This is a genomic window from Flavobacterium litorale (assembly GCF_019613795.1).
GTDB lineage: Bacteria > Bacteroidota > Bacteroidia > Flavobacteriales > Flavobacteriaceae > Flavobacterium > Flavobacterium litorale.
In genome coordinates this window covers 2,233,482-2,247,316 of sequence record NZ_CP080429.1, presented here as the reverse complement: position 1 = coordinate 2,247,316, position 13,835 = coordinate 2,233,482, and the positions used below count along the sequence as shown (strand labels likewise).

Genomic DNA, 13,835 nt, shown 5'->3' with positions numbered 1-13,835 from the left:
AAACATACCAGTAGTTGTAAAGTAGAAAGTTATAAGGTCTCAAAGTTTTCAATAACGATTTATAGCCTCAATACTTAGCTCTTGCTTACATTTACTAATTGCTTTTGAGTTTACAAACTTCCAGACTAAAAGCATATCTTTGCTACCGCAGGTCGCCTTATCGCTCCGTTTACGGAGAGGAAAGTCCGGACACCATAGGGCAGCATAGCGGGTAACGCCCGTCACCATGTTTTGGCGTGGGAGGACAAGTGCAGCAGAAAGGATGTACAGGTAATGCTGTAGTGAAATCAGGTAAACTCTATGCGGTGCAATGCCATGTACACCAGCAATTAAGGGCTGCTCGCCCAATGCTGGGGGGTAGGCAGATAGAGCATAATAGTAATGTTATGCCCAGATAAATGATAAGGGTTTCTTTTCTTAGAAATACAGAATCCGGCTTACAGACCTGCTTTTTACATATTTAATAATTTGGGTAAATAATCTAAAGCTACTGGATCTCGATCTTTAAAATATTTTTCTGCATTTTTTGGAATCCAATGGTCATCAATAAACTGAATAAATATAGGCAGAAGACCATTTTTATATTGTCTTGCTTGCACTTCTGATCCATCTTGAAATTCATGATTGTACATTTTAAAATCATTTGCAAATTCAGGGTAGTTTTTCTTCAAATATTTTGAAAAAAGCAAACCTACGCTTACATCTGGTCTTATTTCTTTTCCTGTAAATGCTTTGTTAGGTATTTTGTATCCAATATTTTCGAATCTACCATATAGTCTAATAAATAATTCGCTAATTACTGAAAAGTATCCTTTATCTGTTCTATCCCAATTGTCATTAAACCTAACAACAAAATTTGCTGTCTCTAATCGGTTTATACCATAGCTTCCTGTTTTCCTTATTGAGGGAATAACTTCCTTAGTTATCCATTTTCTAAATTTTTTAGCAGATGGTTTACTACTTCTAAATATAAGTGCATACAAACCACTTTCAGAAATTATTGTCTTATTAGGATTACCAGAAGTACCATCGGTTATAACGATAGTATTTTTCTCATCATCATCAAGCCTTGAAACAGCATCACTTGTATTTTTTATGTCTAGTAGCTTGCATACTTCGCTTGCAACAAACCAAGCTTCCCCTTCTATTTCAATAGTTGTAAGGTTATCAAAATGATCTTCATCTTCATATTTAAAGATTTGTAATTGCATATGAATTTAAATTTTTAGTTAAGATTTTAGTATAAACGTAAATATATAAATTTATATGTTTGTATATAATTAAAAAGGTTCAATAATTTATTTAAAGAACTTATTATTTTATATCAGAATCTTCATTTATTTTATCACTTTCATCTTTATCAAACTCAAAAAACGAAAAAATAGAACCTCCATATTTTTTACTAAACGACCAGTTGGTAACGTGCTCTAGTGTGGTATGTTTGGAATGTTCTATAATAAGCATACCTTCTTCGCTTAGCAAATTATTATCAAAAATTAGTTGTGCTATTTTTTCAAATTCTTGTTGGGTAAAGTTATACGGTGGGTCGGCAACAATAATATCGTAGCGTAGCGTAGCGCGCTCTAAAAACTTATATACATCACTTTTTATAGCCGAGATATTAAAATCAAATTCATTAGCAGTTTGCTTAATGTATTTTACACACCCAAAATCAGCATCTACAGCCGTAATATTCTCAGCCCCACGCGAGGCAAACTCGTAACTAAGGTTACCCGTACCCGAAAATAAATCGAGTACTTTTAGCCCCTCAAAATCATAATAATTATTAAGGATATTAAACAACGCCTCTTTACTCATATCGGTAGTAGGGCGTACAGGTAGGTTTTTAGGTGGGTTTAATCGTCTGCCTTTGTATTTACCCGATATTATTCTCATGCGTTTAGTAGTATAAAATGTTGTGTTGCCTCGTTGCTGTTAATACTATATTTTTCCTGTAAAGCCTCCGTATCGTAAAACGAAATGTTTCTAATGTAGGTATAGGCCAATGTGTAGCAGGGGTTGGTTTGCGATATTTTACCCAGTAAAATTACCTTTACCGTTTCGGGGTTTAGTAATAATTGCTCCATAGTAAACAACACGTAATACAGGAAATCTTCGGGTGTGTTGTACTCAAATGAGTTGTATAACAATAACTTTTGGTTGTGCGCTATAACTATTTCAAAACGTGCATCTTGTATGTGTGCAAAAACTTGTTTCTCATCAATATTTTTAGAGGCATCTAATACCTTATCAACCAGTATGCTGTTAGTGTTTTTATAGTCGAAAGTGCCAAACCTGTCAATTAAATAATTGTTCACATTAACCATAGGTACGTAAACATTATTCATCTCGTAATTTGCTATGGCATCAAAAGCAAAAAAGTCAGTTTCAAATACTTTAGTGTTGTATTGTAGGTAACTCCCCAAATAATTTTCATCAAATAGTGCATTGGGCACAAACGTATTAAAATTATTGTCGTGCAATACTACTACATCATCGTATTCCATTTTTAATTCGGGGTGGGCTACAAACAACTTCCATAATTCATCTTCGATAGGTTCAAATTTAGAGAAGGTACTACTTTGTATCTCCGAAAGCGTATTGTTTAAAGTATCGATAGTACAGAACGACATTCCGTTACTACCGATTTGGAGTACGAGTTTTTTATAATTTTTTGTAGTAATAGCAGTATTCATTAACAAGGTAGGTTACGTACGCAAATTTACATCTTTTTTACTATAAGCCCAGTTACTCCTTAAAATCGTATTATCTTTGGTTTTTTAAACCCTACAATTTACGCTACTGCATGCAATCAGGCTTATTTTATAAAATACTTCGCGAAAATTTCCCGTTTGAACCTACGCTAAAACAGGACATTTTTCTGGAAAAAATAGCCACTTTTATTACGAATACCAATAACGATGAGCTTTTTGTACTAAAAGGCTATGCGGGTACAGGAAAAACAACCGTAATATCTACTATTGTAAACCACCTTCGCGAAGCCGATAAAAAATATGTTTTACTAGCCCCTACAGGTAGGGCAGCAAAAGTAATAGCCAACTATTCGCAAAAACCAGCTTTTACCATACACAAACGTATTTATTTTCCTAAAAAGGGTAGTGGAGGAGCTGTTGGTTTTACCATGCAGCCCAATAAGTTTAAAAACACTATTTTTTTAGTAGATGAAGCTTCGATGATATCCGATACTGCATCAGAATCGAAAATGTACGAAAATGGTTCGTTATTGGATGATTTGATGCAGTATGTATATGCTGGAGAAAATTGTAAGATGATATTAATTGGCGATACTGCGCAGTTACCCCCTGTAAACGCTGATATTAGCCCTGCATTGGATATTGATACTTTGGGAATGCATTACCTAAAAGACGTACAGCAAATAGAGCTGGACGAGGTAATGCGACAGGAAAATAACTCGGGCATACTGTACAATGCCACGGAGCTACGCGAAATATTAAAATCTGCCTTTATAGATACCTTTCAGTTTAAACTAAAAGGATTTAAAGATATTACCCGCCTAGTGGATGGTTATGATATAGAAGATGCCATAAACCAAGCCTACAGTAATTTTAGCATAGAAGATACGGCTTTTATAGTGCGCTCTAACAAGCGCGCCAACCAATACAACCAGCAAATACGCTACAAGATATTGGGCAGAGAAAGCGAACTATCGTCGGGTGATTTTTTGATGGTGGTAAAAAATAATTATTTTTGGCTTAACGAAAAGTCCGAAGCTGGGTTTATAGCCAATGGCGATATTATAGAAGTGCTCGAAATTTTCAGGATTGAAGAGTTTTATGGTTTTAAATTTGCGAAAGTAAAAGTACGAATGGTTGATTACCCGAACCAGATCCCTTTTGAAACTGTTTTGCTACTTGATACCATAAGTAGCGAATCGGCATCGTTAACGTACGAAGAATCGAACCGATTGTATGAAGAAGTGCAAAAAGATTATGAGGATGAACCGAAATATAAAAAGTTTTTAAAAACTAAGAATAACCCGCACTTTAATGCCTTACAAGTAAAGTTTTCTTATGCCATGACGTGTCATAAATCGCAGGGTGGGCAATGGAATACCGTTTTTGTAGAACAACCCTACTTGCCCGATGGTATTAACCGCGATTATATTAGATGGTTGTACACCGCAGTAACACGAGCACAAAATAAGTTATACCTGATTGGTTTTAAAGATGAAAATTTTGAAGAATAGTTAACACAATACCATTTATGAAAATAATAGCCGTTATACCTGCCCGATATGCCAGTACGCGCTTTCCTGCTAAGCTAATGCAAGATTTGGCGGGTAAAACCGTAATCATGCGTACATACGAGGCTGCTGTAAAAACCAATTTATTCAATGACGTTTTTGTAGTAACTGATTCGGATATTATTTTTAAGGAAATAACTACCAATGGTGGTAAAGCTATAATGAGCATAAAAGAGCACGAAAGTGGTAGCGACCGTATTGCGGAAGCGGTAGAACACATGGACGTGGATATTGTGGTAAACGTACAAGGCGATGAACCTTTTATTAATAAAGAGCCTTTAGCGGAACTGCTTGAGGTGTTTAAAACGGATACAGCTCGCGAGATAGATTTAGCATCGTTAATGTTGCACATTACGGATAATGAGGCTATTGAAAATCCCAACAACGTAAAAGTAGTGATAGACCAAAAGCATTTTGCACTCTATTTTTCGCGTTCTGTAATACCATACCCCAGAGATACCAACGCAGGGGTACGCTACTTTAAACACATTGGTATTTATGCGTTTAGAAAGCACGCTCTACTGGATTTTTACAACTTACCCATGCAATCGCTCGAAGCTTCGGAAAAGCTAGAGCAATTACGTTATCTTGAATATGGTAAGAAAATAAAAATGGTAGAAACTGCACATATAGGTATTGGTATAGATACCCCCGAGGATTTGGAACAAGCTAGAAAATTTTGGGCTAAATAAATTGTTATTTTTGCTTTTTAAGCTACCAATCCAACCTTAGTTTGCTATACTTTGTGCCCATATCATAAAAATCACCGTATAATCGTGGGTGGTACATTGTTAATTTTGTATTTTTATTAAGGTAACTATTTTAATTTTTTAATGGTAAAAAGTTCATTATGATCTTCTACTTTAGGGTACATACGTACTGAGTAATCTTCATCAAAGCGAGTACTATATCGTAAATTACGTTCTTTATCCTTTTTATTTAAAGTCATGGTATTAAATAATATAAATCCATTTACGTGTAGTAAATAATTAATTCTGTTTATAAAAAAATCTTCAAATAAAAAGTTGGGCATTACTGTGTCTTGAAAGATATCTATAATTATTAAATCGTATTTTTTCTTTGTTTTCAATACAAATTCAAAAGCATCATCTATAATAATCTCTAGATTTGTAATTTCATTAATACCAAAGTACGTATTGGCTATTTCAATAACATCAGGATCTATTTCTACCCCTGTAATATTGCCTTCAAAATTAACTTCTTCTACTAGCGTTTTTAATACACTACCACCAGCAACCCCAAGAACAAGTACTTCATTAAAACCCCTTATTCTATCATAACCAATGTATTGTAAACCTTTGCGTAGTATGCGCTGCAAACTTCCGTAGGAGTAGTTGGTATTTTTAGAGTCAACCACCAATTGCCCATTATTCCAAGTCACCTCCAGGTTTTTACTAATATCTGATTTTTTTCGGTATATGTTTATCGGAATAAGGAAACTCAGCAGTCGCTTTAGCATTGGCAAATGTTTTTGTGTGGTAAATATATAGTATTTTTACCGCTCGCTTTTTATGCAATTATGAAAAAAATATATCAATTTATCTTCTTTACACTAATGGGTTGGCGCATAAAGGGTTTTATGCATCCCGATGTAAAAAAGTGCATTATAATAGTTGTATCCCATACAAGTTGGACAGATTTTATAGTTGGTGTATTTACAAGAGGCATAATAGGTTTAGAAATGAATTTTGTAGCCAAGAAAGAACTTTTTGTATTTCCGTTTGGTGTTTATTTTAAATGGATGGGAGGAACGCCACTAAACAGACAAAAAACAGAAAACAAAGTAGATGCTATTGCTGCCATTTTTGATGAAAAAGAAGTACTACGGCTTGCAATAGCACCAGAAGGGACCAGAAAAAAGGTAGTACAATGGAAAACAGGCTTTTATTATATTGCACTAAAGGCGAATGTACCAATTGTACCCGTAGCGTTTAACTATGCTAAAAAAGAAGTAAATATAGCAGCCCCATACTACCTTACTGGCAATAAAGGTATTGACTTTACTGCCCTAGAAGCCCATTATAAGGGTGTAAAAGGTTATATATCAGCCAACAGTTACGAACCTAAGTAAAGAACTTAAGAATAGTTTAACGCTAATAATTATGTTTTTACGAGAATAGTTGGTAATTTTAATGTATAAATAATAGTTGAAAACTGATTACATAAACTTAAAAATGATTTTGCTTGTGTTGACTAGCAAATAATTTGTGTTTGTTTTATTGGTTAATAAGCCCCGAAGTTGTCTTTAGCGAGATATTTCGGGGTTTTTTCATGATGAAATATAGTTTTTAAAAGTACCATCCTTATAAAAAATTACAATTCTCTCTATATCGGTATTATTATTACTAATGCCGTCCTTAACAAATGAGTCAGCTTCACTACTGTTGTTGTTTTTATTCCCTTCAACATCAAATAAACTTTCTGCATAAGGTTTATTACTAGTAATTGATGGAGTAGGGGTACTACTATTCTGAGATACTTCTTTTTTAGGAAAACTACCTTTGCCGTTTAACAGCCAATATAAATCTACCTCAGGAAAACAATCTACCAACTTTAAAACAAAATCCAAGCTAGGTTTGTTTCTGCCAGATAACAGATGCGATACGCCAGAGCGTTGCACCCCCAATTTATCTGCAAATACAGAGGCAGACATTGCGTAATATTCCAATATTAACTCAAGTCGTTTTATAAAATCATCAGTGTTTACCATTGTAACATCAATTTGTTTTTACAAATGTAAACAAAGTTAATTCATCTACCAAGAAAAGATAAAATAGCTGCAAAATATTTAAATAAAAACTTCTGATTATAGTATTTAACTATATGATTATTAAATATTTGAATTCAATTTTATTAATTAAGATTTGTTTGTTTAAAAGGTAATCAAAACATGTTTACTTGTGTAATCAAATTAGCTAAAAATGTTGTTTACAAATGTAAAATATATGTTGTTTACTTTTGTAAACTAATTGAGATTACTATGAATTTAGAAGCTTTACACAAAAAATATAAAGAGCAAACAATTACAGGGCGTTACATTACCAATAATCATATAGAGCCATTATTAAGTAACCTCAATTCGTATTTTACAATAGGTGTTTTGGGTAACTCTGTTTTAGGTAAACCTATACACACTATTATTGTAGGTAATGGGAAAACAAAAATCTTGATATGGTCGCAAATGCACGGTAACGAATCAACCTGTACCAAAGCATTGTTTGATATGCTTAATTGGCTAAAAACCGATACCACAGCTACCAATACTATTAAAAATAATTTTACTTTTTATATAATACCAATACTAAACCCTGATGGGGCAACACTATATACGCGCGAAAATGCTAATAAAGTAGATTTAAATCGTGATGCTACTAACCTCTCACAACCAGAGAGTAAACTGTTACGTGATGCTTTTACTGCATTTAAGCCCCATTATTGCTATAATATGCACGACCAACGTACTATTTTTGGTGTAGAAAATACAAATGGTACCCAACCAGCTACGGTTTCTTTTTTAGCACCTGCTTTTAATGCTGAAAGAGCCATAAATAGCCAACGCCAAATAGCAATGAACCTTATTGTAGCGATGAATGATGTGTTGCAAAAACATATACCTGAACAGGTAGGGCGTTATGACGATTCGTATAATGCAAATTGTGTTGGAGATTACTTTCAGACGTTAGGAATACCTACAGTATTATTTGAAGCAGGACACTATCAGAATGATTATCAGCGAGAAGAAACAAGGAGATTTATATTTTTCGCATTAATATCAGGAATTAATGCGATTAACGAAAACGTTATAGTTGTTAACAAAACTAAAAGTTATTTTGATATTCCTCAAAATAAACAGTTATTTTATGATTTCGTTTATAGAAATATCAATGTAGATTATGAAAGTAAAGAAAAAATCGCGATTTTTGCATCTCAATATAAAGAAGTGTTATTTGAGAATTCGATAATATTTCAGGCATTTATTAAAAAAATAGATAATCCAGAAATTGCAATAGGTCATACAGAATATGATGCGAAAAATGGGCTTTATGTAGGGGAAGATGGTAATAATTATCCCATTTTTGATACAAAAGCAAATTTTTTAATACAGCCTGATAGAAAATTCGTTAATGGCACTGAAATAATGTAATAATTTTCAATATAAACAGATAATAAACTAAATATAATTACACAAATAAAAAAACACATTTATGAGTAAATTCCGTTTAGATGAAGTTGATCATCAGATATTAGATATGCTGATTGACAATACTAGAGTTCCGTTTACCGATATTGCCAAAAGGTTATTAATATCAGCAGGAACGGTACACGTAAGGGTAAAAAAAATGGAAGATGCCGGTATTATTACAGGTTCATCGTTAACCCTTGATTATGAAAAATTAGGATACTCCTTCATAGCTTACGTAGGAGTATTTCTTCATAATACATCGCAAACTAAATTTGTATTAGAGCGTATAAACGAAATACCATTTGTTACTGTTGCTCACGTTACTACAGGCAAATTTAATGTATTTTGTAAAATACGTGCTAGAGATACAAAACATGCTAAAGAAGTAATTTTTATGATAGATGATATTGATGGTGTTTACAGAACAGAAACAATGATATCGTTAGAGGAAAGCATTAACGATAAAAAACGCTTAATGCATACTATATTTAAAGATTTATAGTGTACTGTAAATAAAAGTTTACTACCCCCTCATGCAAATAACATGGGGGTTTTTTATTAGTTTTAACAAAAAAGAAATCCGTTCTCTGTAGGAGAGCATTAATATTAGCTAAGAATAGCCCTCTATTTAAGATTATGAAAGTAAGTCAATTAAACAAAAGTGAATACAATCCTTATTTTGATACTTATTTACAGTATGTAGATGATACTTGGACGCTTACTGAAGGTTTAGAGGTTAGTGTACACGAGTTTATAAAGTTTGTGCAAGATATACCTATGGGAAAGCATGATTACCGCTATGCGGAAGGTAAGTGGACTATAAAAGACATTATACAGCACCTTATTGATGCCGAAAGGGTTTTTAGTTATCGGGCGTTGTGCGTTTCGCGTGGCGAAACTACTGAATTGCCAGGATATGATCAAGATGATTATGCTAATGCTGTGGATGCGAATAAGCGTACATTACAATCGTTATTAACCGAAATGTCGGCACTACGCCATGCTACACTACTATTGCTTAAATCGCTTACTGAAGATGCTTTGAGTACTAAAGGAATAGCTTCGGGGCATACAATATCCGCACGTGCTTTAGGGTTTATAATTATAGGGCACGAAAAACACCATATGAAAGTTTTTAAAGAATTATATTTATAAATTAAAAAGCCTCCCATTTGGGAGGCTTTTTATCTATTTCGTTAAAAACTATTCTTCTTCGCTGTCTTCATCATGATCATCTACTTCGTCTTCCTCTTCATTATCAATCTCTAAATCATTCAAGGCACTAATATCGTCTGTAGGTGTAACCTCTACATCATCGTCTTCCTCGTAATTTTCAATTCTATCAGCAAGTTTTGTACTTACTTTTACCAAGTACATGGTATCTTCCGTACGGACTTCTACTGCTTCAATCGATTCATTTTTAGCATTTTTAAATCGGATGATATCAGAATCATCGTAACCGTCGGGGAATTTTTCGACTAATAAGTTTAAAATTTCGTTAGTCAATTTGGCATAATCAACAATAACTCTTTTCATAGCAGTGTTATAAATCTAAAAGGTAAGCAAATATTAGTGGAGCAACTATAGTTGCATCCGATTCAATTATAAATTTAGGGGTATTAATATCCAGTTTTCCCCATGTTATTTTCTCGTTGGGTACAGCACCTGAATATGAGCCGTAACTTGTAGTAGAGTCGGATATTTGACAGAAATAGCTCCAAAAAGGAATATCCGTCATTTCCATATCCTGATATAACATTGGTACTACGCATATTGGGAAATCCCCTGCTATACCGCCACCTATCTGGAAAAAGCCAACGCCATTACTACTGTTCTTAGCATACCAATCGGCAAGGAATGCCATATACTCTATACCCGATTTCATGGTAGATGCTTTAAGTTCACCTTTAATTACGTAGGATGCAAATATGTTACCCATAGTGCTATCTTCCCACCCAGGTACAATTATAGGCAGGTTTTTTTCTGCGGCAGCATACATCCAACTATCTTTTAAGTCGATCTCGTAATACTCTTCCAAAACGCCCGATAGTAGCATTTTATACATAAATTCATGCGGAAAGTAACGTTCGCCATTTGTTTCGGCATCTTTCCATATTTTATGAATGTGGGTTTGTAGCCTACGGAATGCCTCATGCTCTGGTATACAGGTATCAGTAACACGGTTTAGGCCTCTTTCTAATAAATCCCACTCTTCTTGTGGTGTTAAATCCCTGTAATTGGGCACGCGCTCATAGTGCGAGTGTGCTACAAGGTTCATAATATCTTCCTCAAGATTAGCCCCTGTACACGAAATGATTTGTACTTTATCCTGACGAATCATTTCGGCAAAACTCTTTCCAAGCTCGGCAGTACTCATAGCACCTGCAAGGGTTACCATCATTTTTGCACCATTTTCAAGCTGTTTTTCGTAGCCTTTGGCAGCATCTACCAATGCAGCCGCATTAAAGTGCAGGTAGTGTTTTTCTATAAACTGACTAATAGGTCCTTTACTCATGTTGTTATTGTTTATCTTTTAGGCTACTTTTTGTTATATCCTAATATTGTTAATACTTCTTCTGCTCTTTGCTGTTCCGAGAATACTGATGTTACTACATTACCCTCTTCATCGTGCCCAATGAGTATATGTTTGGGTTGCGGAATAAGGCAATGGTGCAAGCCACCGTAACCGCCTATGGTTTCCTGATAGGCACCTGTATTAAAAAAGCCTATGTACAAAGGTTTTTCTTTTTTGTAGGTGGGCAGGTATATAGCATTCATATTCTGCTCGGAGTTATAATAATCATCACTATCACAGGTAAGCCCACCCAATAATACACGTTCGTATGTATCATTCCATCGGTTTATAGCCAACATTATAAAACGCTTGTTAATTGCCCAAGTATCGGGTAGGGTAGTTATAAAAGACGAATCAATCATATTCCACTTTTCCCTGTCGTTTTGCTGTTTTTGGTATAATACCTGATAAACAGCTCCGCCACTTTCGCCTACGGTAAACGAGCCAAACTCAGTATATATATTCGGTACATCAACATCTGCCTCTTCGCAAGCTATTTTTATCTGATTGATTATTTCGTCAATCATATATTGGTAATCGTATTCAAAAGCCAACGAGTTTTTTATGGGGAAACCACCCCCAATGTTAAGGCTATCTAGGCTAGGACATTCTTTTTTAAGGCTTATATATACTTTTAAACATTTTAATAACTCGTTCCAGTAGTAAGCTGTATCTCTAATACCTGTATTGATGAAAAAGTGAAGCATTTTAAGCTCTACATTATCATTTTCGTGTATTTGCTTTCTGTAAAAAGGTACAATATTGCGGTAGCCAATACCCAAACGCGAGGTGTAAAATTCAAATTTAGGTTCCTCTTCGGCAGCAATACGAATACCAATTTTAAATTTACCGTTTATTTCTTCTTGCAGTAAATCTAACTCTTCATAATTATCAATAATAGGAATGGTACGTTTGTGTCCGTTATTAATTAGCCGTGCAATATTGGTTACATATTGGTCACGCTTAAAACCGTTGCAAATAACGTAGGTTTTTTTATTAATTTTTCCCGATTCGAGTAGGTTTTCTACAATGTTAATATCGTACGCTGCCGAAGTTTCTATATGAATGTCATTTTTAAAAGCCTCATTCATAACGTATTCAAAATGAGAGCTTTTTGTGCAATAACAGTAGTAATACTTACCTTTGTAATCATTTTTTTTCATAGCTATCCTAAACCATTCTTTGGCTCTTTGGATGTTGCTAGAAATCTTGGGTAAATAAGTAAATTTTAAAGGTGTACCATATTCTGCCACAAGTTCCATTAAATCAATATCATGAAACTGTAGGTTATCTTTATCAAGTGTAAATTCTTCTTGAGGAAAATCGTAAGTCTGGTTTATTAAGTCAGAGTATTTTGTATTCATTTAGTATAAGTGTTTTTGATAGATTATAAAATTAGCATTCTATGTGATATAATCATTACCTCAAACCCTTAAATTTGCAACAAGTCGTAGTTTTTTATACTGATTACTAGTGTATAGTAGTTGTAATACAACCATAGTACTAAACAGCCATAACACAAGGTGTTTGCAATTGGTTAAAGCCTTGTATTTACTGGTAGTACAGTAGGTTAAAAAACTAATAATTATTTTTTTCATTGTGCCGCAAATGTAAAAAAATATAGTTCGTATTTTAAAAAAAATTCTTAAAAAAAATTGTTAGCCATTATAGTCCTCAAAAGCATTATAAATCAACTTATTTTCTACTGATTGATTTATTGCCGCATTACCAATACCGTTTAATAATACAAACTTAATAGCACCAAATTCATTTTTCTTATCATGTGCTAATATCTTAATTATTGCGGTTATATCAACATCAGTAAAGGTTACTTTTTCAAAAATACGTAATAAAACCTCTTTTATTCTAATATATTCTGCTTCATTAAGCATTTCTTTTGCCATAGATATGTGTGCTTCGAGTATCATGCCAATAGCTATAGCTTCGCCATGCAATAACTTTTCATGCTTATCGCTTTCTAAAAAATACGACTCTATAGCGTGCCCTAGGGTATGCCCGTAATTTAGTTTTTTTCTACTATTTTTTTCAGTAGGATCTTCGGTTACTATTTGGTTTTTTATAGTAACTGATTGTTTAATAGCTTTATCCAAATCCTCATTCAATAAGCTAGTTATAGCTACAACAGTATTCCAATATGCTGCATCTAAAATTAAACCATGTTTAAGCATTTCGGCAAAACCAGCACGAACCTCTCTGGCAGGGAGCGTGCATAAATAAGCGGTATCTATTAAAACACTTACAGGATTATTAATAACCCCAATCTGATTTTTTAGTGTACCTAAATCAACCCCTGTTTTACCTCCTACAGAGGCATCTACCATTGCCAGTAGCGAAGTGGGTACGTTTATAAAATCAATCCCTCTTTTAAATGTTGATGCTACAAAGCCACCCAAATCGGTAACCACGCCACCACCAACATTTATAATTAAACTTTTCCTGTCAGCTTCAAGCTCCGTAAGTGTTTCCCATACTTGTATACAAGTACTTATATTTTTATTCTCTTCACCCGGCTCAAGCTCAATAATTTCAATAGGTACAGTTGTTTCAAGCTGTTGTAAAAATAGTGGTAAACAGTAAGTACCAGTGTTAGAATCGACTATTACGAAGATTTTAGAGTACATTTTGGGTTGTACGCTATCGTAAAGCCATGCATAGCAATCGTTATTAAAATATACGGTATACCCTAATGCTTGTATACACTCCATTTTCAATAGTTTTAAATATTTAGCAAAATAAACTATTTTATATTA

The 13,835-nt window shown here is 33.8% G+C and carries 15 protein-coding genes and 1 other RNA gene; 7 read left to right on the top strand and 9 right to left on the bottom strand.

Features of this window, described 5'->3' with window-relative positions; translation table 11 throughout:
* Positions 1–144 precede the first annotated feature (144 nt).
* Positions 145–456, top strand: an RNA gene (rnpB, locus tag K1I41_RS10230) — RNase P RNA component class A.
* Here rnpB and K1I41_RS10225 read toward each other — a convergent pair.
* The 3 genes from K1I41_RS10225 to K1I41_RS10215 all read right to left on the bottom strand — a co-directional run bounded on the left by K1I41_RS10225 (position 453) and on the right by K1I41_RS10215 (position 2,696).
* Entirely contained in the window at positions 453–1,211 is a 759-nt protein-coding gene (locus K1I41_RS10225) for a BRO-N domain-containing protein (protein WP_220640255.1), read from the bottom strand. The two genes, rnpB and K1I41_RS10225, sit on opposite strands and share 4 nt — an antisense overlap.
* A gap of 103 nt (positions 1,212–1,314) precedes the next feature.
* Complete coding sequence (rsmD, locus tag K1I41_RS10220) at positions 1,315–1,896, bottom strand: 16S rRNA (guanine(966)-N(2))-methyltransferase RsmD (RefSeq protein ID WP_220640254.1); 582 nt, start codon at positions 1,894–1,896, stop codon at positions 1,315–1,317.
* Positions 1,893–2,696, bottom strand: coding sequence for a DUF3822 family protein (locus K1I41_RS10215; protein WP_220640253.1), 804 nt, complete (start codon positions 2,694–2,696; stop codon positions 1,893–1,895). Before K1I41_RS10215 ends, rsmD begins: the two co-directional genes overlap by 4 nt.
* A 110-nt stretch (positions 2,697–2,806) precedes the next feature.
* Between K1I41_RS10215 and K1I41_RS10210 the strand changes: the two genes are divergently transcribed.
* Entirely contained in the window at positions 2,807–4,228 is a 1,422-nt protein-coding gene (locus K1I41_RS10210) for an ATP-dependent DNA helicase (RefSeq protein WP_220640252.1), read from the top strand.
* A 17-nt stretch (positions 4,229–4,245) separates the two neighbouring features.
* Positions 4,246–4,977 (top strand): 3-deoxy-manno-octulosonate cytidylyltransferase, encoded by a 732-nt coding sequence (gene kdsB, locus K1I41_RS10205; RefSeq protein ID WP_220640251.1) that lies wholly within the window; start codon positions 4,246–4,248, stop codon positions 4,975–4,977.
* 125 nt (positions 4,978–5,102) lie between these two features.
* Here kdsB and K1I41_RS10200 read toward each other — a convergent pair whose 3' ends face one another.
* Positions 5,103–5,765 carry a spermidine synthase gene (locus K1I41_RS10200; protein ID WP_220640250.1) on the bottom strand — a complete coding sequence of 221 codons (663 nt, stop codon included), beginning with the start codon at positions 5,763–5,765 and terminating at the stop codon, positions 5,103–5,105.
* 60 nt (positions 5,766–5,825) lie between these two features.
* Between K1I41_RS10200 and K1I41_RS10195 the strand changes: the two genes are divergently transcribed.
* Positions 5,826–6,377 (top strand): 1-acyl-sn-glycerol-3-phosphate acyltransferase, encoded by a 552-nt coding sequence (locus K1I41_RS10195; protein ID WP_309508844.1) that lies wholly within the window; start codon positions 5,826–5,828, stop codon positions 6,375–6,377.
* Positions 6,378–6,575: 198 nt separating this feature from the next.
* Here K1I41_RS10195 and K1I41_RS10190 read toward each other — a convergent pair whose 3' ends face one another.
* Positions 6,576–7,016: a helix-turn-helix domain-containing protein gene (locus K1I41_RS10190; protein ID WP_220640249.1), complete on the bottom strand. Its 441-nt coding sequence runs from the start codon at positions 7,014–7,016 to the stop codon at positions 6,576–6,578.
* Positions 7,017–7,286: 270 nt separating this feature from the next.
* Between K1I41_RS10190 and K1I41_RS10185 the strand changes: the two genes are divergently transcribed.
* The 3 genes from K1I41_RS10185 (at position 7,287) to K1I41_RS10175 (ending at position 9,644) form a co-directional block, all read left to right on the top strand.
* Positions 7,287–8,450, top strand: coding sequence for a M14 family metallopeptidase (locus tag K1I41_RS10185; protein ID WP_220640248.1), 1,164 nt, complete (start codon positions 7,287–7,289; stop codon positions 8,448–8,450).
* Between the two features lie 61 nt (positions 8,451–8,511).
* Positions 8,512–8,991 carry an Lrp/AsnC family transcriptional regulator gene (locus K1I41_RS10180; RefSeq protein ID WP_220640247.1) on the top strand — a complete coding sequence of 160 codons (480 nt, stop codon included), beginning with the start codon at positions 8,512–8,514 and terminating at the stop codon, positions 8,989–8,991.
* 134 nt (positions 8,992–9,125) lie between these two features.
* Complete coding sequence (locus K1I41_RS10175; protein WP_220640246.1) at positions 9,126–9,644, top strand: DinB family protein; 519 nt, start codon at positions 9,126–9,128, stop codon at positions 9,642–9,644.
* 48 nt (positions 9,645–9,692) lie between these two features.
* On the opposite strand, the gene K1I41_RS10170 is transcribed toward K1I41_RS10175, so the two are convergent.
* The 4 genes from K1I41_RS10170 to aroB form a co-directional block, all read right to left on the bottom strand.
* The gene (locus K1I41_RS10170) at positions 9,693–10,025 is read right to left on the bottom strand and encodes a hypothetical protein (RefSeq protein WP_220640245.1); all 333 of its coding nucleotides are present in this window, start codon (positions 10,023–10,025) and stop codon (positions 9,693–9,695) included.
* Between the two features lie 7 nt (positions 10,026–10,032).
* Positions 10,033–11,004, bottom strand: a complete 972-nt coding sequence (locus K1I41_RS10165; RefSeq protein WP_220640244.1) for a deoxyhypusine synthase family protein — start codon at positions 11,002–11,004, stop codon at positions 10,033–10,035.
* Between the two features lie 23 nt (positions 11,005–11,027).
* A complete protein-coding gene (locus K1I41_RS10160; RefSeq protein ID WP_220640243.1) occupies positions 11,028–12,428 on the bottom strand; it encodes a type III PLP-dependent enzyme domain-containing protein in 1,401 nt (466 codons plus the stop codon).
* Positions 12,429–12,722: 294 nt separating this feature from the next.
* Positions 12,723–13,790, bottom strand: coding sequence for a 3-dehydroquinate synthase (gene aroB / locus K1I41_RS10155; RefSeq protein ID WP_220640242.1), 1,068 nt, complete (start codon positions 13,788–13,790; stop codon positions 12,723–12,725).
* Positions 13,791–13,835 lie beyond the last annotated feature (45 nt).